At 64.0% G+C, this 18,061-nt stretch carries 14 protein-coding genes; 11 read left to right on the forward strand and 3 right to left on the reverse strand.

The genetic code is table 11. The features are described 5' to 3' along the window. Window positions 1-90: 90 nt before the first annotated feature. From GTZ97_RS16875 to GTZ97_RS07190, 6 genes are all read left to right on the forward strand, one after another. Complete coding sequence (locus GTZ97_RS16875; protein ID WP_330863570.1) at window positions 91-543, forward strand: pilin; 453 nt, start codon at window positions 91-93, stop codon at window positions 541-543. A 5-nt stretch (window positions 544-548) separates the two neighbouring features. Next, on the forward strand, window positions 549-2,399 hold the full coding sequence (locus GTZ97_RS07170) for a tetratricopeptide repeat protein (protein ID WP_161649909.1): 1,851 nt from the start codon (window positions 549-551) through the stop codon (window positions 2,397-2,399). A gap of 4 nt (window positions 2,400-2,403) precedes the next feature. Next, a complete protein-coding gene (locus GTZ97_RS07175; RefSeq protein WP_161649910.1) occupies window positions 2,404-3,786 on the forward strand; it encodes an O-antigen ligase family protein in 1,383 nt (460 codons plus the stop codon). 91 nt (window positions 3,787-3,877) lie between these two features. Continuing rightward, complete coding sequence (gene tkt / locus GTZ97_RS07180) at window positions 3,878-5,923, forward strand: transketolase (protein ID WP_161649911.1); 2,046 nt, start codon at window positions 3,878-3,880, stop codon at window positions 5,921-5,923. A gap of 51 nt (window positions 5,924-5,974) precedes the next feature. Then, the gene (gene gap, locus GTZ97_RS07185) at window positions 5,975-6,976 is read left to right on the forward strand and encodes a type I glyceraldehyde-3-phosphate dehydrogenase (protein ID WP_161649912.1); all 1,002 of its coding nucleotides are present in this window, start codon (window positions 5,975-5,977) and stop codon (window positions 6,974-6,976) included. Between the two features lie 94 nt (window positions 6,977-7,070). Then, a complete protein-coding gene (locus GTZ97_RS07190; RefSeq protein ID WP_161649913.1) occupies window positions 7,071-8,888 on the forward strand; it encodes a S8 family serine peptidase in 1,818 nt (605 codons plus the stop codon). Here GTZ97_RS07190 and GTZ97_RS07195 read toward each other — a convergent pair. From GTZ97_RS07195 to GTZ97_RS07205, 3 genes are read right to left on the reverse strand one after another with little or no spacing between them, the layout of a single operon-like run. Beyond that, window positions 8,869-9,540, reverse strand: coding sequence for a hypothetical protein (locus tag GTZ97_RS07195; protein WP_161649914.1), 672 nt, complete (start codon window positions 9,538-9,540; stop codon window positions 8,869-8,871). The genes GTZ97_RS07190 and GTZ97_RS07195 overlap by 20 nt on opposite strands. Window positions 9,541-9,545: 5 nt before the next feature. After that, window positions 9,546-10,442, reverse strand: a complete 897-nt coding sequence (locus GTZ97_RS07200) for a biotin--[acetyl-CoA-carboxylase] ligase (protein ID WP_236651071.1) — start codon at window positions 10,440-10,442, stop codon at window positions 9,546-9,548. 3 nt (window positions 10,443-10,445) lie between these two features. Further along, window positions 10,446-10,964: an SET domain-containing protein gene (locus GTZ97_RS07205; protein ID WP_161649915.1), complete on the reverse strand. Its 519-nt coding sequence runs from the start codon at window positions 10,962-10,964 to the stop codon at window positions 10,446-10,448. A 111-nt stretch (window positions 10,965-11,075) separates the two neighbouring features. Between GTZ97_RS07205 and GTZ97_RS07210 the strand changes: the two genes are divergently transcribed. The 5 genes from GTZ97_RS07210 (at window position 11,076) to GTZ97_RS07230 (ending at window position 18,051) form a co-directional block, all read left to right on the forward strand. Beyond that, a complete protein-coding gene (locus tag GTZ97_RS07210) occupies window positions 11,076-13,718 on the forward strand; it encodes a DNA topoisomerase III (RefSeq protein ID WP_161649916.1) in 2,643 nt (880 codons plus the stop codon). A gap of 31 nt (window positions 13,719-13,749) precedes the next feature. Further along, the gene (gene msrP / locus GTZ97_RS07215; RefSeq protein WP_161649917.1) at window positions 13,750-14,778 is read left to right on the forward strand and encodes a protein-methionine-sulfoxide reductase catalytic subunit MsrP; all 1,029 of its coding nucleotides are present in this window, start codon (window positions 13,750-13,752) and stop codon (window positions 14,776-14,778) included. A 12-nt stretch (window positions 14,779-14,790) separates the two neighbouring features. Then, entirely contained in the window at window positions 14,791-15,432 is a 642-nt protein-coding gene (gene msrQ / locus GTZ97_RS07220) for a protein-methionine-sulfoxide reductase heme-binding subunit MsrQ (RefSeq protein WP_161649918.1), read from the forward strand. A gap of 165 nt (window positions 15,433-15,597) precedes the next feature. Further along, window positions 15,598-16,908 carry a pectin acetylesterase-family hydrolase gene (locus GTZ97_RS07225; RefSeq protein ID WP_161649919.1) on the forward strand — a complete coding sequence of 437 codons (1,311 nt, stop codon included), beginning with the start codon at window positions 15,598-15,600 and terminating at the stop codon, window positions 16,906-16,908. Window positions 16,909-17,046: 138 nt separating this feature from the next. After that, window positions 17,047-18,051: an AraC family transcriptional regulator gene (locus GTZ97_RS07230; protein ID WP_161649920.1), complete on the forward strand. Its 1,005-nt coding sequence runs from the start codon at window positions 17,047-17,049 to the stop codon at window positions 18,049-18,051. Window positions 18,052-18,061 lie beyond the last annotated feature (10 nt).

The raw sequence follows: 18,061 nt of genomic DNA on the forward strand, positions 1-18,061 counted from the left end.
GCACGCCGCCTGCACCATCTTTCGCGCAAGGCCCGGATGACCCGGGCTGACCTTCCGCAGCAACAGGCCGTGAGCCTTGAGGAGTTGAAGATGATGAAGCAAGTGCAAAAGGGTTTCACCCTGATCGAACTGATGATCGTCGTGGCGATCATCGGCATTCTGGCGGCTGTGGCGCTGCCGGCTTACCAGGACTACACCATCCGTGCTCGCGTCACGGAAGGTCTGTCATTGGCTGCATCCGCCAAGACTACCGTGTCTGAGAATGCCGCCGCAGGTGTGAGCCCGCTGGATCTGGGTTGGACTTCTCCTAACACTACTGCCAACGTGTCCAGCGTTGGTGTGAACGCCTCGACCGGCGTGATCACCATTACCTACACTTCGACCGCTGGTGCAAACGCTTCTGGCAGCACGCTCACACTGTCTCCGACCACCACCGGCGGCTCTGCGCTGACAGCCGGCCAGCCTGCAACGGGTAGCATCAACTGGGTGTGCCGGGGTAGCCTGCAAGACAAGTATCGTCCTGCATCGTGTCGCGGTTCCTGATTCACATGCAGCACATGCAAGGGGCGCTTGAGCGCCCTTTTTTCGTTCGAGCACTCATCCCCTTGGGTGCGCTGCTTTTGATAGCTGTTTTGCTTCTGGCCTACAGCGACGTGCGTTTGAATGGCTATGCGTGGGACGATTGGGAGATCGTCAACCGTGCCGCCGGGATGCCGGGGCAGGGTGTCGTTGACATAGTGCTGAGCCCACTATTGCCTGGCGCCCCCTATTTCCGGCCGCTGGCCATGGCGACTTTTGTGGCCGAGATGCGTGTGACGGAGCCACGGCCCGCTGTGTCTCATTGGATCAGTGTGTCCATTCACGCTACCAATGTTGTTGTGCTCTATTCCATCCTAATTGTCTTGGCCAGACGGCTGGGATCGAGGATCAATGTGCTTTCGGTTGGCTGGTGTATCGCGGCAACTGCTTTATACGCCCTTCATCCTGCATTGATTGAGTCCGTGGCATGGGCCTCGGCGCGTTTTGATTTGCTGGCAACCCTGTTGTCCCTCTTGTATATATGGGTGGGGTTGGTTGTTGCGGGTTTGGTGCGCATTCCACTGATGTTCTTTATATTCCTTGCTGCGTTGATGTGCAAAGAGGTGGTGGTGGGGGTCCCGTTGTTTTTCGCGCTGATGCAGTTTTGGCTGAAGGGTGATGGGGGCGGCACGTTCAATGCTTTCGTGAGGCAGATGCGGGAAGGTATTTTAATCTGTCTGGTCGGCGTTGGTTTGTATTTTTATGCAAAAGGCTACCTCATTGACCGGGCAGTTTTTACAGATCAATTCGTGTCTTCCCATTGGTCCGGATGGAAAAGGCTGTCGCTGGTTGGTGAGACGATCGTTCAGTATTTGATGTTGGTCTTTCTGCCATTTTCTTCCATTGGTCCGCATCATCCAATTCCGTGGGAAAACTTGAGCGGACCGCGCCCTTTTGTTATGGCGGTGGGCGTCGCTGCCGTATTCGTCTCGTTGTTGGCTTTCGTTGTGCGCGGGCACGGTTTATTGATCGCTGGTTTCGTGCTCATCATGCTGCCTGTGCTCAACGTGCTCCCGCTGAGTGTGGCGGGTAGTATTGCCGCAGACCGGTATTTGACGTTGCCGCTCGCCGCGCTTGTTATTCTGTCCATGTGTTACGCTGGGCGCCGTCTGACCAATATGAAGTATCTGCCGCGGCCATGGTGGTTGCTTGTTCCCGTCGGGGTAAGCTTCGTGTGCATCATGAATGTGATGGTTACGGTGCCGTTATGGAAAAATGACTTGACCCTTTGGGCTTGGGCGGCTGAAAAGCACCTTGACCAGCCTTATGTTAGAAAGAATCATGTGTCATCGCTGATCGCCTACGGAATGCCAGATAAGGCAGAGGCGGTATTGGCGAAACCCATGACGTTGCCGGTGGATAGGCCTGATATCCGCTTGCAGGAGGGTTTGCTGAAGGCTCAGATGCACCTCAAGAGAGGCGAGTGGTTGCAGTCACTGGACGCGCTTGATGGTGTTGAAACGCTCACAGAGGTTTTCTGGCGCAAGGCGACGGCAGCTGGGGATGACCCTGCCGACATGTGGTTGCCGTCAGACAGCCCGGTCGCCAACTCTGACGAGATCCGGGTGTTTTTGACAAGAACTGAGGCTCTGCTGGCGCTGAGGCGTTTTGAAGAGGCCAAGGTCGAAGCCCAGAAGGCGCTGTTCATCAACCGGCGTAGCCATACTGCCCGAGCGCTGAAGTCGTTTGCGCTCTACGGGCTGAGGGACGTAGAGAACGCGGAGCGTGAGTACAAGTTGGCGTTGGAAAGCATGCTGCCTCAGCAGCGCGAGGTGGCCGAGCTTGCGAAGCAGAACCTCTTGAAGCGACTCGACAACTGAGCTCATGCCAATTGCCTTCGCTGCGATTTTGTGTGGCCTCGCCAGCCTGACCTTCTGGTCTTTCGGCAGCCAGCTGGATTGGTATGACCTTCAACGGGTCGGTCAGATCTTTTTGTGCGCGATGGCGGCGGCTTACTGGGCGGTGTGCAAGCCGCCGGTTCCGCTTCTTTCCGCTGGTGTTTGGCGTGTGCTGGCCATCGTGGGTTTACTGGGCCTGACATCGGCCACGTTGGCCAAGCAACCTGCATGGGCGTTCACGGAGGTGGCGCTATGGGCGGGCAATCTGTGCTTCGCGTTGTTCGTGGCCGCGCTTGTTCGCGCGCGTCCCGTACACGCGCAGTGCATCTTTGGCCGCGCGGTTTCGTGGTTTGCCGCGATGTTGTTGTTTCGTGTCCTGCTCTTTTATGTGCTGGGTGTCATGAACCGAGAGCAGTTGGATCCCAGTCTCATTAGCATGGGGTTTTCTCACCCGCGTTTCTTCGGGCAGGTTTGCACGCTGCTGATACCCCTTCTTGGCATCGTCGCCATCTTGCAGGTCGTTTCGCGGCGTCGGAGATATGCAGCTTGGTGCCTGACTGTCGGGTTGTGGGCGGCCGTCATGGCCTCCGGAACACGTGGCAGCGCCGCCGCTTTGGTACTCGGCATCGCCTTGGTGCTCCCTCTGGGCCATGTGTGGAGAGCGTGGGCGGGGTTCCAGTTGCGGGCTGCAGTGATAGGTGCGCTGCTCTATCTGTTGTTGTTCAAGGGTGTGGCGTATCTCCTCGATTTGCCTGCAGCGGACGACGAAACGGATATGTTGCGTGGAGGTCTGACTGGGCGGATGCAGTTGTGGCTCGACGCGCTTGGAATGGCGTTGGCCAACCCTTTGCTGGGGGCGGGGCCCATGCACTTTGCTGATCAGGTAAATCGCCTCGGAAGCCATCCGCATCAAGCGGTTTTGCAAGTGGCGGCCGAGTGGGGGATACCTGCTGCCGCCCTTGTGTTGCTTCTGCTCTCACGCGGACTTGTTGCAGCGATCCGGCGGACCAACGTGGAGGCCGATCGCTCATCGATCACCGCTTTGAGAGTGTCGTTGATCGCTGCGCTGTTGTGCGCAGGCATCCAGTCTTTGGTGGACGGTGTGCTGGTGGTGCCCTACACGCAGCTGTGGCTGGCCACCGTGACTGGCTGTCTGTTGGGATCGATGCCGCGCGAGCACGCTGTGCCGACGTACAGCAGGGCCTGGATCAAGTTCCAGGCTGTGTGCTTTCTGGTTGCTGCAGCCTGGCTCGTTGCAGTGGCGATCCGCGACGTGCCTGCGCTGCAGGAGCGCTCAGACGCTTTTCTCGAAAAACACGGGGACCGCTTGCGTCCGCGCTTCTGGCTTCAGGGCGTGATCGCCGCGTAGCGATGCTGCATGAGGTTGCCCCACCGCGCATGTTGCTCGGGTAACCGGCCAAGTTAGAATCTAGGGTTACTCCCGCTCGTAGCCGACCACCATGTCCCACCCCACCAAGAACATCACCGCCATGGCCAACGCCATCCGTGCGCTGGCCATGGACGCCGTCCAGCAAGCCAATTCCGGTCACCCCGGGGCGCCGATGGGGATGGCCGACATGGCGGTGGCCCTCTGGAGCCGCCACCTGCGTCACCATCCGGCGCAGCCGAACTGGTTCGACCGCGATCGCTTCGTGCTGTCCAACGGTCACGCGTCGATGCTGATCTACGCCCTGCTGCACCTGACGGGCTACGACCTGCCGATCGAGGAGGTCAAGGCCTTCCGGCAGATGCACAGCAAGACCCCCGGTCACCCCGAGGTGGGCATCACTCCGGGCGTCGAGACCACGACGGGCCCCCTGGGGCAGGGGATCACCAACGCGGTGGGCTTCGCGCTGGCCGAGAAGCTGCTGGCGGCCGAGTTCAACCGCCCCGGCCACGACATCGTCAACCACCATACCTATGTCTTCCTGGGCGATGGCTGCCTGATGGAAGGCATCAGCCACGAGGCGGTCGCCCTGGCTGGCGCCTGGAAGCTCAACAAGCTGATTGCGCTGTACGACGACAACGGCATCTCGATCGACGGGCAGGTCACCCCCTGGTTCATCGACAACACGCCTCAGCGTTTCCAGGCCTCCGGCTGGAACGTCATCGGCCCGGTGGATGGTCATGATGTGGACGCCGTGGACGGCGCCATCTCCAAAGCCAAGCTGAGCGCTGACAAGCCCACGCTGATCGTCTGCAAGACCCACATCGGCAAGGGCTCGCCCAACCGCGCCAACACGGCCAAGGCCCATGGCGAGCCGCTGGGTGGGGACGAGATCAAGCTGACGCGCGACGCGATCGGCTGGGCGCACGAGGCCTTCGTGATCCCCGACGAGGTGTATGGCGATTGGGATGCCAAGGCCGATGGCGAGCTGTTGGTCAACGACTGGAACCAGCGCTTCGAGGCCTACAAGGCCTTGTTCCCGGCCGAGGCCGCTGAGTTCGAGCGCCGCATGAAGGGCGACCTGCCAGCCAACTTCGCCGAGGTGGCCGTGCAGGCTGTTTCGTCGGCGCATGACAAGGCCGAGACCGTGGCCAGCCGCAAGGCCAGCCAGATCGCGCTGGAGTTCTTCACCGCCGCGTTGCCCGAGATGCTGGGCGGCTCGGCTGACCTCACCGGCTCGAACCTGACCAACACCAAGAGCACCCCCGCCTTCCGCGTGGGCGACGATGGCAAGGTCGTCACCACCGACGGCAAGCCCGGTCGCCACATCAACTACGGTGTGCGCGAGTTCGGCATGGCCGCCATCATGAATGGCGTGGCCCTGCACGGTGGCTACATCCCCTACGCTGGCACCTTCCTGACCTTCTCCGACTACAGCCGCAACGCCATCCGCATGGCCGCGCTGATGAAGCAGCGCGTGATCCACGTGTTCACGCACGACTCCATCGGCCTGGGCGAAGACGGCCCGACCCACCAATCCATCGAGCATGCGGCCAGCCTGCGGCTGATCCCCGGCCTGGATGTCTGGCGCCCGGCCGACACGGCCGAAACCGCCGTGGCCTGGACCATGGCCCTGGCCAACAAGCATCGCCCCACCGCACTGCTGCTGTCGCGCCAGAACCTGCCGTACGCGCCCAAGACCGATGCCGATGTGATGACGCAGGGCGCCTACGTGCTGGCCGAACCCGAAGAGGTCGGGCTCAAGAAGAAGCCCGTGGCCGTGATCATTGCCACCGGATCTGAAGTGCAACTGGCGCTGCACGCCCAGCAGAAGCTGGCCGAGATGAAGGTGCCGGTGCGTGTGGTCTCGATGCCCTCGACCACCGTGTTCGACCGCCAGGACGTGGCCTACAAGAAGGCCGTGCTGCCGCCCAAGCTGCCCCGCGTGGCCGTCGAGGCCGGTGTGACCGACTTCTGGTGGAAGTACGGTGTGGACGCCGTGGTTGGCATCGACACCTACGGCGAATCCGCTCCCGCGGGCGTGCTGTTCAAGCATTTTGGCTTTACCCCCGAGAACGTGGTGGCCACCGTGCTCAAGGTGCTCAAGAACCGCGCTTAAAGTTTCACCCTTTCCGTTTCCCATCCATCCTTCACGAGAGGTCTTCCCATCATGGCGATCAAGATCGGTATCAACGGCTTCGGCCGCATCGGCCGCATGGTGTTCCGTGCCGCAGTCCAGAATTTTGCCAACGACATCGAAATCGTCGGCATCAACGACCTGCTGGAGCCCGACTACCTGGCTTACATGCTGAAGTACGACAGCGTGCACGGTCGCTTCAAGGGCGATGTGGCTGTGGACGGCAACAATCTGATCGTCAACGGCAAGAAGATCCGCCTGACCGCCGTGAAAAACCCGGCTGAACTGAAGTGGGACGAAGTCGGCGCCGATGTCGTGATCGAGTCCACCGGCCTGTTCCTGACCAAGGAAACCGCCGAAGCCCACATCAAGGCGGGCGCCAAGAAGGTGATCATGTCGGCCCCCTCGAAGGACGACACCCCGATGTTCGTCTACGGCGTGAACGACAAGACCTACGCCGGCCAGACCATCATCTCCAACGCCTCGTGCACCACCAACTGCCTGGCCCCCGTTGCCAAGGTGCTGAACGACACCTGGGGCATCAAGCGCGGCCTGATGACCACCGTGCACGCCGCCACCGCCACGCAAAAGACCGTGGACGGCCCGTCGAACAAGGACTGGCGCGGTGGCCGCGGCATCCTCGAGAACATCATCCCCTCGAGCACGGGCGCGGCCAAGGCCGTGGGCGTGGTGATCCCCGAACTGAACAAGAAGCTGACCGGCATGGCCTTCCGCGTGCCCACCTCTGACGTGTCGGTGGTGGACCTGACGGTCGAGCTGAACAAGGAAGCCACGTACGAAGAGATCTGTGCCGCCATGAAGGCCGCCTCCGAAGGCGCCATGAAGGGCGTGCTGGGTTACACCGAAGACAAGGTCGTGGCCACCGACTTCCGCGGCGAGCCCTGCACCTCGGTGTTCGACGCCGAAGCGGGTATCGCCCTGGACAAGACCTTCGTGAAGGTCGTGTCCTGGTATGACAACGAGTGGGGCTACTCGAACAAGTGCCTGGAAATGGCCCGCGTGATCGCCAAGTAATAGCCTGGTGATCTGGCCTTGTCCAGCGTAGGGGCTCCTTCGGGAGCCCTTTTTTGTTACAACGCCGACAAAGCCTGGCCCGATAATGCGCCGGATGACATCGAAGTTGAGGGTTTGGGGCATGCGAAAGCGCGCAATGGCCAGGTGGACGACCGGCCTGCTGGGCGGACTGGCGATCCTGGGGGCCCAGGCGCAAACAACGGCGTCCGGTGTTGCTGACGCGTCTCCCCAGCTGGCACGCGGCTGGATCGTCAAGCTCAAGGACAGCAAGCCACAGCCTGTGATTCGGCTGGCGGCCGCCGCGGTGCCCTCGGACGGGGCGGTGAGCCAGCGCAACCGGCTGTGGCAGGCTGCCCTTCGGCAGCGTGTGGGCATGACAGCGCATCGACCCACCGCCTTTGGTGCGCAGGTCATGCATGCAGGCCGGTTGATGTCCATTCAGGAAGCGGAGGCCGAAGCGCTACGGCTGCGTCAGGACCCTGACGTTGAGTGGGTGGCGGTGAATGCAATTGAGCGTCTGGCATCGACCACGCCAGTGCTGCCGGTCATGGATCCCAGTTATGGCGCTCAGACCTGGCTTGGCGCGCGGGCCAGCACCCGGTCAGGTGTGGCGGACTTTCCCGCGGCGTGGCAGATGGTTCAGAGCCCGCGCGCTACCGTGCCGGTGAACGTGGCGGTGCTGGACACGGGCATTTTGTATCCGGGGGACGAGTTGACTAGCCGTATCCTGCCCGGATACGACTTCATTGCCGAAGTGGCCTATGCGCGCGATGGCACGGGGCGCGACGACAACCCTCGGGACGAGGGCGACTGGATGGATGACGCTACCCGTGCGGCAGATCCCCTTCTGATCCCGTCGACGTGTGAGAACGCGCCCAGCTCATGGCACGGAACTGCCATCGCGTCGATGCTGGTGGCCAACACGAACAATGGTGCGTTCGGCGCAGGCATGTTAGCGCCGTTCCCGGATGTGAAGGTGCTGCCTGTCCGTGTGGGAGGCGTGTGTGGAGCAGACCGTGCCGACATCATCGACGGGATGCTGTGGGCCGCAGGTATCGACTTTCAAGGTAGCCCTCCACGTAACCCTGTGGCCAATCGGGCCAAGGTGATCACGCTCAGTTTCGGCGGTGATTCCGCGTGCACAGAAAGCTCAGGTTACCCGCGCGTCATCCGCCAGTTGCAGGATGCCGGGGTTCTACTCGTGGCGTCGGCTGGCAATGGTGACAGTGGTGGAAGGGGCTTGGCGACCCCGACGATTCCGGCGAACTGCCCCGGCGTGCTGGCTGTGACTGCATTGAACGAGCGGGGTTCCAAGGCGACCTACGCCAACTTTGTCAGAACGGGAGACGGACGTTGGGGCCTGGCTGTTGCTGCCGGCGACGTCGGCACCAACGGAGCGGCCTTGGACGGCGGTGTCCTCACGGTGCTCAACGCGAGTGACACGTCGCCGTCCAGCACGTTCCAGATGGGGGCCGTTTATGGGACGAGCTTCGCGGCCCCTCAGGTGGCCGCTGTGGCGGCCATGATCTGGTCGCTTGACCCCAGTCTGAATCTCCAGCAAGTGCTCTCGATTCTCGTTCGGTCTGCGCTCCCGTGGGCCGACGTTGATGCCGATCTCGGCGGTTCAGGGCTTCCGCAATGTTCGACGTCGCCCGTCCAGCGCGGTGCGTGTCGCTGCACGGAGTTCACGTGTGGATCGGGTGTATTGGACGCCAGCATGGCGGTCGCCGCTGCGCTGAACGCAAGCTCGGAGTTGCGCGAGCCCTTGAGCAATCCTGCCAGGGGGAGCGGTGGCGGCGGCGGTGGCAGCATCTCCCTCGCTTGGGCCGCCGCGCTGCTTGCGTTGGTGGCGTGGCAGGCCTGGGCAGTTCGCTGCCAGACGGCTGTGAGCCTCAGAACCGGCAGGCGGTGAAGGTTTGCCCTCGAGGCAGATCCAGGCCAGACAGTGCGAGCTGGGCCTTGCTGTCGGCTTCAGCAACACGCATCAGTCGGCGCTCTATGGCCGTGCGCAGTTGAACGACGCGCGCGGTGCGGATGCCGCGCTGGCGGAACTGGGTCAGCGCAGCCTGGGCGGCCGCTTCTTGTTCATGGCGGCCCAGACTGATGCCGGGTGACAGACTGGCGGGGCTGCGAAGCACTTCGAATTGCACGTCGGCCATGCGGCGCAATTCGTCCTGTTTGCGGTCGAGCAGTTCTTCGCTGGTGAACGGGCCCATGTAGACCGCCCACTGGGCCGGGCTGGCGCGCGTGACGGTGGCCCAGGCCAGGGTGGGCAGCGCCGCGCGCACGCGGCGCTCGACCTCGGCAAACTCGTCGTCGTTGAAGGGGCCTGCCTCGATGCAGATGGCAGCGGCTTGGTCGGTTCGGTCCGCGGGCTCGGATGGGGCCGTGGCTGCCGCCTCCAGCGCTGCGATGGGATGGCGCGGCAACACGACCACCCTCTCAGCCTCGACTTCACCCCGGGGTGATGGGGCGACCGCCGCGTCGCCGCCCAGCCAGCCTTGCATCCAGGCAAAGAAGGCCAGGTTGGCCACTAGCAGCAGCAAGACCAGAAGACGCAGCATGTCGCTCAGTGAACAGGATGGGGGGCAGGGCGCACGCTGACCTCACCGGTCTGCCAGCGCTGCAACCCAGCGGGAGTATGCACGAGCAAGGCGCCGTCGCTGTCGACGCCCTGGCACAGGCCGGTGGCGAGGGCGGGCTGCGGTGCGCCGCCAGCGGTGCCGAGGCCGGCCGTCAACTGCACCGTGCGACCTTGCAACACGTCGCGGCGCGCGTAGGCGGCCTGCCATGGCGCGAAGCCGGTGTTGACGAACTGGCGCACACGTGCCAGCAACGCGGGCACCACCCAGGCCCATACCGCGCCCACAGTGAGCGCGCGCTGTGTAGCCTGGGGCAGGCAGGCCGCCTCGGGCATCGGCGGCGGGGGCAGCACGTTGAGGCCCAGGCCGATCACCACCCAGCGCTCGGTGGGCGAGAGCCCGGGGGCAGGGCAGGCTTCGATCAGGATGCCACCCAGCTTGCGCTCGCCCAGCCACAGGTCGTTGGGCCATTTGAGGCCGATTGGCTGCATGTTGGGCGCCGTCGCGTCGGTCTGCGCGCCCTGCAGCCCGGCGTCGAGCGCTTCGGCCACAGCCAGGCCCACGGCCAGCGACAAGGCTGTGCCGCCGCCGGGGATGCGGTCCAGATCCACCACCAACCCGACCGAACAGGTCAGCGTGGCTCCGGGTTGGGCCTGCCAGTTGCGGCCCATTCGTCCCCGGCCGGCGGTCTGGGTCACGGCCGTCAATATCGACGGATGGCAGGTGCCTTGGCGGCCTTGCTGGACCAGACGGGTGTTGGTCGAGTCGACCTCCGGCAGCACTTCGACGGTCAGACCTGGCCAGTCGGCCTCGCACCGCATCCAGATGCGCTCGGCCGCGCCATGAAGGTCGGCCATCACGGCCGCCAGGTCGGTCGCTGTCATGGTTCAGCGGCGGCGGGTGGCCAGCATGGTGCCACGGCAGTCGGGCGTGCCGCACCAGCAGGCATACTCTTTCTTGAGCTTGGGCGTGATGCGCTCGTCGATCACCAGGCCGTAGTCGAAGAACAGCTCTTCGCCAGGCGCGATGTCGCGCAGCGCCCGCAGAAAGACTCGAAAACCTTGTTGCTCGGCTTCCAGATTGGGTGAGCACGAGTGGTTGATCCACTTGGCCGAGTTGCCTTCGTGCTTGCCATCGATCACGTGGCCGTCGTCCAGGTGGAAATAAAAGGTATGGTTGGGTTGGGCCGGATCATGGGGATGGCGCTCCAGCGCTTCTTCCCAGGTGATGATCTCGCCTTTGTATTCGAGCACCATTTCGCCCGCCGTGATGGGCTGGATGGCGAAGACGCCTTTGCCATGCACACCCGAGCGGCGCACCTGCGTGCGGCGGCCACCGGGCGCATTGCTGGCGCGGCTGGCGGCAGTGCGGGCGGCCGGGTGGGGTTTTTTCGTGGCTTGCGTCATCGGCCAGATTCGGTAAATTGAAATTGTGGGCGCGCGCGTGCCCGCGTGTACACGTGTGTGTGCAGGCGCGCGCGAGAAGCCCGATTGTATGGATCAAAGAACACAACACGCATGAGCAAAGCGCTGGTCATCGCCGAAAAACCCTCTGTGGCCCAGGACATCGTCCGGGCCCTCACGCCGGTGGACGGCAAGTTCGAGAAGCACGATGAGTACTTCGAATCGGAGCACTACGTCGTCAGCTCGGCCGTCGGCCACCTGGTCGAGATCAAGGCCCCGGACGAATTCGATGTGAAGCGCGGCAAGTGGAGCTTCGCCAACTTGCCCGTCATCCCGCCGCATTTCGACCTCAACCCGATCGACAAGAGCAAAGGCCGGCTCAACGCCCTGGTCAAGCTCATCAAGCGCAAGGACGTCGACACCCTGATCAACGCGTGTGACGCGGGGCGCGAGGGTGAGCTCATCTTCCGCCTGATCGTGCAGTACGCGGCCGACAGCACGGCCACGACGCGCGCCAAGGGCTTGGGCAAGGACGTCAAGCGTCTGTGGCTGCAGAGCATGACGCCGGCGGCCATCCGCGACGGCTTCGAGCAACTGCGTTCTGATGAGCAGATGACGCCGCTGGCTTCGGCGGCACGTTGCCGCTCCGAAGCCGACTGGCTGGTGGGCATCAACGGCACGCGCGCCATGACGGCGTTCAACTCGCGCGATGGCGGGTTCTTTTTGACCACCGTGGGCCGGGTCCAGACGCCGACGCTGTCCATCGTGGTCGAGCGCGAAGAAAAGATCCGCAAGCACGTGTTCCGTGATTACTGGGAGGTGCGTGGCACCTTCGGTGCACAGGCCGGCTCGTATGAAGGCAAGTGGTTCGATCCGAACTTCAAGAAGGACAAGAACGCCGCGGAAGGCTCGGCCGAGGCCGAGTTCAAGGCCGACCGCGTCTGGTCCGCCGCCGAGGCCCAGGCCATCGCCGACGCCGTGCGAGGCAAGCAGGGCACCGTCACCGAAGAATCCAAGCCCAGCACACAGGCCAGCCCGCTGCTGTACGACCTGACCACGCTGCAGCGCGAGGCCAACTCGCGCTTCGGCTTCAGCGCCAAGACGACTCTGGGCCTGGCGCAGGCCCTGTACGAAAAGCACAAGGTCCTTACCTACCCCCGGACCGACTCGCGCGCGCTGCCCGAGGACTACATCGGCGTGGTCAAGCAGACCATGGAGATGATTGCTGACGACGACTTGCCCGGGCCGCTGCGCGAGCTGTCGCAGCACGCGCGCAAGGCGGTCAACGACGGCTACGTCAAGCCCACCAAGCGTGTCTTCGACAACACCAAGGTGTCGGATCACTTCGCCATCATCCCGACGCTGCAGGCGCCGCGCAGCCTGACCGAGGCCGAGGCCAAGCTCTACGACATGGTGGTCAAGCGCTTCATCGCGGTGTTCTACCCCTCGGCCGAGTTCCAGGTCACCACGCGCATCACCAAGGTGGCTGCCGCGGGCAAGGAGCACTGCTTCCAGACCAACGGCAAGGTGCTGGTCAAGCCGGGCTGGCTGGCTGTGTATGGCAAGGAAGCCGCCGAAGAGGGCGATGACGCGCATCTGGTGCCCGTGCAACCGAACGAGGCTGTGGCCAACGAAGACATCGCCGTCTCGGCGCACAAGACCAAGCCGCCCGCGCGCTACACCGAAGCCACGCTGCTGAGCGCCATGGAAGGCGCGGGCAAGCTCATTGACGACGAAGAGCTCAAGGCCGCGATGCAGGAGAAGGGCCTGGGCACGCCGGCCACGCGTGCGGCCATCATCGAAGGCCTGCTGACCGAGAAGTACATGCTGCGCGAAGGCCGTGAGCTCATCCCCACGGCCAAGGCCTTCCAGCTGGTGACGCTGTTGCGCGGCCTGGGCGTGGAAGAGCTGACCAAGCCCGAGCTGACGGGCAACTGGGAGCACAAGCTGGCCGAGATGGAAAAGGGCCGCCTGAGCCGCGAGGCTTTCATGAGCGAGATCGCCGCCATGACGCAGCGCGTGGTGCAGAAGGCCAAAGAGTACGACCGAGACACCATTCCGGGCGACTACGCGACCCTGAAGACCCCCTGCCCGAACTGCGGCGGCGTGGTCAAGGAGAACTACCGCCGCTTCACTTGCACGGGCGCCGATGGGCAGGGCGAGGGCTGCGGCTTCAGCATGGGCAAGATCCCGGCCGGGCGCAGCTTCGAGCTCGACGAGGTCGAGACGCTGCTGAGCACGCACAAGCTGGGCCCGCTGGAGGGCTTCCGTTCGAAGGCAGGCTGGCCTTTCACGGCCGAGCTCAAGATGGTCAAGGACCCCGAGACGAACAACTGGAAGATGGAGTTCGACTTCGGCGAAGACGCCAAGAAGGAAGAAGAATCCGGCGAGCCGGTGGACTTCAGCAACGCCACCACGCTGGGCGCCTGCCCGAAGTGCGGCGGCAGCGTGTATGAGCACGGCACCAACTACGTGTGCGAGCACACGCTGGGCGGGGGCAAGGCCAAGTGCGATTTCAAGAGCGGCAAGGTCATCCTGCAGCAGCCCATCACGCCGGAGCAGTTTGGCAAGCTGCTGGAGACGGGCAAGACCGATCTGCTGGAGAATTTCGTGTCCAACAAGACGCGGCGTAAGTTCAAGGCCTTCCTGAGTTGGGACGCCAAGGCCGGCAAGGTGGGCTTCGAGTTCGAGCCGCGCGCGCCCAAGGCGCCTGCCAAGAAGGCTGCGCGCAAGGTGGCGGCCAAGAACAGCACCTGATTGAGCCGAGACATCGCGCCAGGAGTCCCCCATGAGCTTCATCCGCACCTCGCGCCACCTGCTGCACCCGGACAGCGGCTGCACGCTGCCTGAGCACGAGGTCACGCCGCAGGCGGTGTACCTCGAGCGCCGGCGGTTCGTGGAGGGCCTGGCCGGTGCGGGCGCCCTCGTGGGAGCGGGTGGCCTGGTCGGCGCGCCTGCGTGGGCCCAAGGTCAGCCTGCGGCCGTCAAAGGGCCGGGCAAACTGCCTGCGCTGGCTGCGCAGCGCACGGCCTTGGCCGGCGGGGTGGTGACGGACAAGCTCACGCCTTATCAGGACGTGACCACCTACAACAACTTCTACGAATTCGGCACCGACAAGTCGGATCCGGCCGAGCGGGCCCACACTCTCAAGTCGCGACCCTGGACGCTGGTGATCGATGGCGAGGTCAACAAGCCCCAGCGCCTCGGCCTGGATGACCTGTTGAAGCTCGCGCCCATGGAGGAGCGCATCTACCGACTTCGCTGTGTCGAGGGCTGGTCGATGGTCATCCCGTGGGTAGGCTACAGCCTGTCACACCTGATCCGACGGGCCGAGCCGACCGGCAAGGCGCGGTATGTCGAGTTCGTCACCCTGGCTGATCCCAAGCAGATGCCCGGGTTGAGGTCGCCGGTGCTGGACTGGCCGTATGTGGAGGGCCTGCGACTGAATGAGGCGATGCACCCGCTGACGCTGATGGCCTTTGGCCTGTATGGCGAGATCCTGCCCAACCAGAATGGCGCGCCGCTGCGCCTGGTCGTGCCGTGGAAGTACGGCTTCAAGAGCGCCAAGTCGATTGTTCGCATCCGTCTGCTCGACAAGCCCAATACCCCGAGCTGGGTCAAAGCGGCGCCACAGGAATACGGTTATTTTTCAAACGTGAACCCGAAGGTGGACCATCCTCGCTGGAGCCAGGCGACCGAGCGCCGCATTGGCGAAGGGGGCCTGTTCACGCCCCGCCGGCCGACCTTGATGTTCAATGGCTATGAGGCCCAGGTCGGTCAGTTGTACGCAGGGATGGACCTGAAGCGTCATTTTTGAGCCCTGATCCCGATGTCGACCGCTGTTCAAAGCCGGCTCAACGCCTGGCTGTTGCACCCCTGGGCCAAGCCCGCATGCTGGGTGCTGTGTGCCATCCCCGCGCTCGCCCTGCTGGCGGCGGCGTTCGGAGACGCGCTGGGCGCCAATCCTGCCGAGCGTCTGATCCGCGAGACCGGCGAGTGGGCTTTGCGCTTTCTGTGGCTGACCTTGTTGATCTCGCCGTTGCGAGAACTGGCCGGGCTGCCCGGCGTATTGCGGCTGCGCCGGCCCCTGGGCGTCACGGCGTTTGTCTATGCCGCGCTGCATTTTCTGGCCTACGCATGGCTGGACAAGGGGCTGATCCTGCCGGACATCTTCGCCGATGTCTTCAAGCGCAACTTCATTCTCGTGGGCATGCTGGCGTTGTTGTTGATGCTGCCATTGGCGCTGACCTCGTTCAACGCGGCCATCCGCGCACTGGGTGGGCGGCGCTGGCAGATGCTGCACAAGCTCGTCTACGCGGTGGCGCTGCTGGGCCTGCTGCACTTCTACTGGAAAAAATCGGCCAAGAACGATGTGGACGAGGTCATGGTGTATGCCGTGCTGCTGGCGCTGCTGCTTGGCTGGCGCGTGATGCGGCGCGGCGGCATCCTGGCGGCGCTCAGGGTGCATTGAACGACGGCCTCGTGTTATCCCGGGGGTGATGTCGGCGCCGCGCTTGCGCGCTTTCCCGGGGGTGGGGCGCGCTGGCAAATGAATGGCCGGCGTGGCGAATCAAGGGGTAGGGCGGGCTGCCTAGCATCAGGGCAGTTCCATACACGCACCCTCCAGGAGCCTCCCATGACCGTCCGTCCCCGTCTGAGCGCGTTGGCGCTCATGGCCATGCTGCCGCTGGCCTCGCATGCAGCTTATTTCCAGTGGGAAGCCGTTGATCTGCCCGCCAGCACCGGCGCGGCCTGCGGCGATGGCTCGCCTTATCGCTTCTTCGTCAACCGCACGCCCTTCAGCAGCAAGACCGTCGTGGTCTTTGAAGGCGGCGGCGCCTGTTGGGATCAGAACGCCTGCGCGGGCAAGAGCGACGGTCCGCTGGGCATTGCCATTCTGTCGGCGTCGAACCCGAATGGCATCCCCAAGGACTACATGACCAATGTGTTCAACGTCCTCAATGGGGGGATGTCGGGCCTGGCGCTGGGCGGTCTGATCACCCCGTTCTCGATGCGCCTGCATCCGCTGCAGCGCGTGCAGACCCAGAACTGGAACATCGTCTACGCACCTTACTGCACGGGCGACGTGCACACCGGGAACAAGATCACGGCCTACACCGACGCCGACCCGGCCAAGCCCCGCGTGCAGTACCACAAGGGCAGCATCAATGGCTATGCCATGGCCCAGTGGCTGGGCGCCAACATGAAGCGCCCCGATCACCTGCTGGTCACCGGCTTCTCGGCCGGCGGCGCCGGCTCGACGGCCAATTACGGCTGGATCCGCCTGGCCATGAACCCCAAGAAGTCGGCCCTGCTGGCCGATTCGGGCCCGCTGTTCCAGGTCAACCGCACGGACAGCCCGACGGTCTCGCCCTCGGTCAAGCTGCACAACAAGATCCGCGACGTCTGGGGGCTGGACGGCGCCGATGGTCTGGTGACCAAGCTGCTGACGATGTACCCCGATGCCGGCACGGCCGAAAACCTCGGCTCGCTGACCACCGGCCTGGCCAAGATCTTCCCTCGGGACCGCATGAACTTCAGCGTCTTCCAGCAGGACGCCATTTATTCGGCCTTCTCGTACACGCCCTTCTACCCGGAGATCGCGGCCGCCGAGTCGGGTGTGCCGCGTGACACACTGCTCAACCAGAAGTGGGCGCCCGAGGTGAGCAAGTGGGTCAATGCGATGAAGCCGTATCCCAACGTGGGCTACTACGTGCCGTACTACCGCGATTTCCTGAAGTCGCACACGCTCACCACACTGACCTTCTCGGGTACCGCCATCAAGGAGGCCAACATCGACAACCTGAACGTTGTGTTGGACAACCTGCTCGATGGCTCGGGCACCCCGATTCGTGCGTTTGAAACCCAACGCAATCTGCAGAACACCAAGGTCCCGGGCACGCTGGATTCGTTCCTGGCCTCGGTGTACAAGGCCCTCGGCTTGTAAGCGAGCGGCTCTCTCTCCTCCTCGTGTTTGGGCGCCGCACCCTCGGGTGTGGCGCTTTTTTGTCGGGAAAGCCTGAGCGTGGCGCAGCGCAGCCTCGCGCTATGCTGTGGGCCGTGTACCAGAGGACATTGAACGGAGATGCACATCTCGCCCATGCACCTGAAGATCCTGGCCTACACCCTGGAGGTGGAAGGCCATGGTGCGTCGGCCGTGCTGCAGCGTTGCGGCTACCGGGTGCTGGATGACATCGACGAAGAGGGCGATTGGGTGCCCTTGGCGCGATTCGACGAGATGATGGCCGCCGCGCTGGAACACACGGGCGACCCGGCCTTCGCGCTGGTGGCGGGCAAGAGCCTGGCGCTGATGCGCTACGGGCACATGGTGCCGCTGGTGCTGTCTGCCCCCACCCTGCGCGCCGTGATTCAGGATCTGGATCGGTATGCCGCGCTGGTGCAGGACCGCTCCGAGCTGCAACTGGAAGACGCGCCACCGCATGCGCGCATCCATGTGCAGCCGCTGGTATCCGGGGGCGCCAGCGGGCACTTCCGGGCGGAGTTTGCCGTCACCAGCGCCATCCAGATGCTGCGTTTCGCCGGGGCCGATTCGGTCGACATCCTGCGGATTGACCTCGGGCTGCCCGAGCCTTCCGGCCTGCGCGCGCGCTACGAAGCCGCGCTGGGCAACCGCCTGCACTTCGGACAGGCCGAGTGGGGCGTTGTGTTCAATCGGGCATTGCTGGATCGGCCCTTGCCGGCGCACGATCCGGTGGCCTATTCTGCGGCGCGCACGCGGGCCGAGGCGGCCTTGCAGGCCGTGCAGAGTCGCTCGGACGTGGCCGAGCGCGTGCGCCAGTGGCTGGTGGCCGAGTTCCCCCGTGTGGCGGCCATTGGTGAGGCCGCCCGCCACGTCGGCGTGTCAGAGCGCACGCTGCGGCGCCAGCTCTCGGCGCTGGGCACGTCTTACATGGAACTGGTGCAACAGAGCCAGCGGCTCATGGCCGAACAGTTGCTAGCCGAGCGGCGCCTGTCGATCAAGCAGGTGGCCGATGAGCTCGGGTTTGCGTCGGTGAGCACCTTCCACCGGGCTTTTCGGCGCTGGACGGGCCATACGCCGGCCACCTGGCAGGCCGATCAAGGCGCCTGAGCCCGGGCGG

Origin of the sequence: Aquabacterium fontiphilum (assembly GCF_009909205.1) — a bacterium.
GTDB lineage: Bacteria > Pseudomonadota > Gammaproteobacteria > Burkholderiales > Burkholderiaceae_C > Aquabacterium > Aquabacterium fontiphilum.

Bases quoted from the DNA above. Each gene is read 5' to 3' on its own strand.
- GTZ97_RS07210 (WP_161649916.1), top strand. From the start codon at position 11,076: ATGAGCAAAGCGCTGGTCATCGCCGAAAAACCCTCTGTGGCCCAGGAC.
- tkt (WP_161649911.1), top strand. From the start codon at position 3,878: ATGTCCCACCCCACCAAGAACATCACCGCCATGGCCAACGCCATCCGT.
- GTZ97_RS16875 (WP_330863570.1), top strand. From the start codon at position 91: ATGATGAAGCAAGTGCAAAAGGGTTTCACCCTGATCGAACTGATGATC.
- msrQ (WP_161649918.1), top strand. From the start codon at position 14,791: ATGTCGACCGCTGTTCAAAGCCGGCTCAACGCCTGGCTGTTGCACCCC.
- GTZ97_RS07195 (WP_161649914.1), bottom strand. From the start codon at position 9,540: ATGCTGCGTCTTCTGGTCTTGCTGCTGCTAGTGGCCAACCTGGCCTTC.
- GTZ97_RS07230 (WP_161649920.1), top strand. From the start codon at position 17,047: ATGCACATCTCGCCCATGCACCTGAAGATCCTGGCCTACACCCTGGAG.
- GTZ97_RS07205 (WP_161649915.1), bottom strand. From the start codon at position 10,964: ATGACGCAAGCCACGAAAAAACCCCACCCGGCCGCCCGCACTGCCGCC.
- GTZ97_RS07175 (WP_161649910.1), top strand. From the start codon at position 2,404: ATGCCAATTGCCTTCGCTGCGATTTTGTGTGGCCTCGCCAGCCTGACC.
- GTZ97_RS07200 (WP_236651071.1), bottom strand. From the start codon at position 10,442: ATGACAGCGACCGACCTGGCGGCCGTGATGGCCGACCTTCATGGCGCG.
- GTZ97_RS07190 (WP_161649913.1), top strand. From the start codon at position 7,071: ATGACATCGAAGTTGAGGGTTTGGGGCATGCGAAAGCGCGCAATGGCC.
- msrP (WP_161649917.1), top strand. From the start codon at position 13,750: ATGAGCTTCATCCGCACCTCGCGCCACCTGCTGCACCCGGACAGCGGC.
- GTZ97_RS07170 (WP_161649909.1), top strand. From the start codon at position 549: ATGCAGCACATGCAAGGGGCGCTTGAGCGCCCTTTTTTCGTTCGAGCA.
- gap (WP_161649912.1), top strand. From the start codon at position 5,975: ATGGCGATCAAGATCGGTATCAACGGCTTCGGCCGCATCGGCCGCATG.
- GTZ97_RS07225 (WP_161649919.1), top strand. From the start codon at position 15,598: ATGACCGTCCGTCCCCGTCTGAGCGCGTTGGCGCTCATGGCCATGCTG.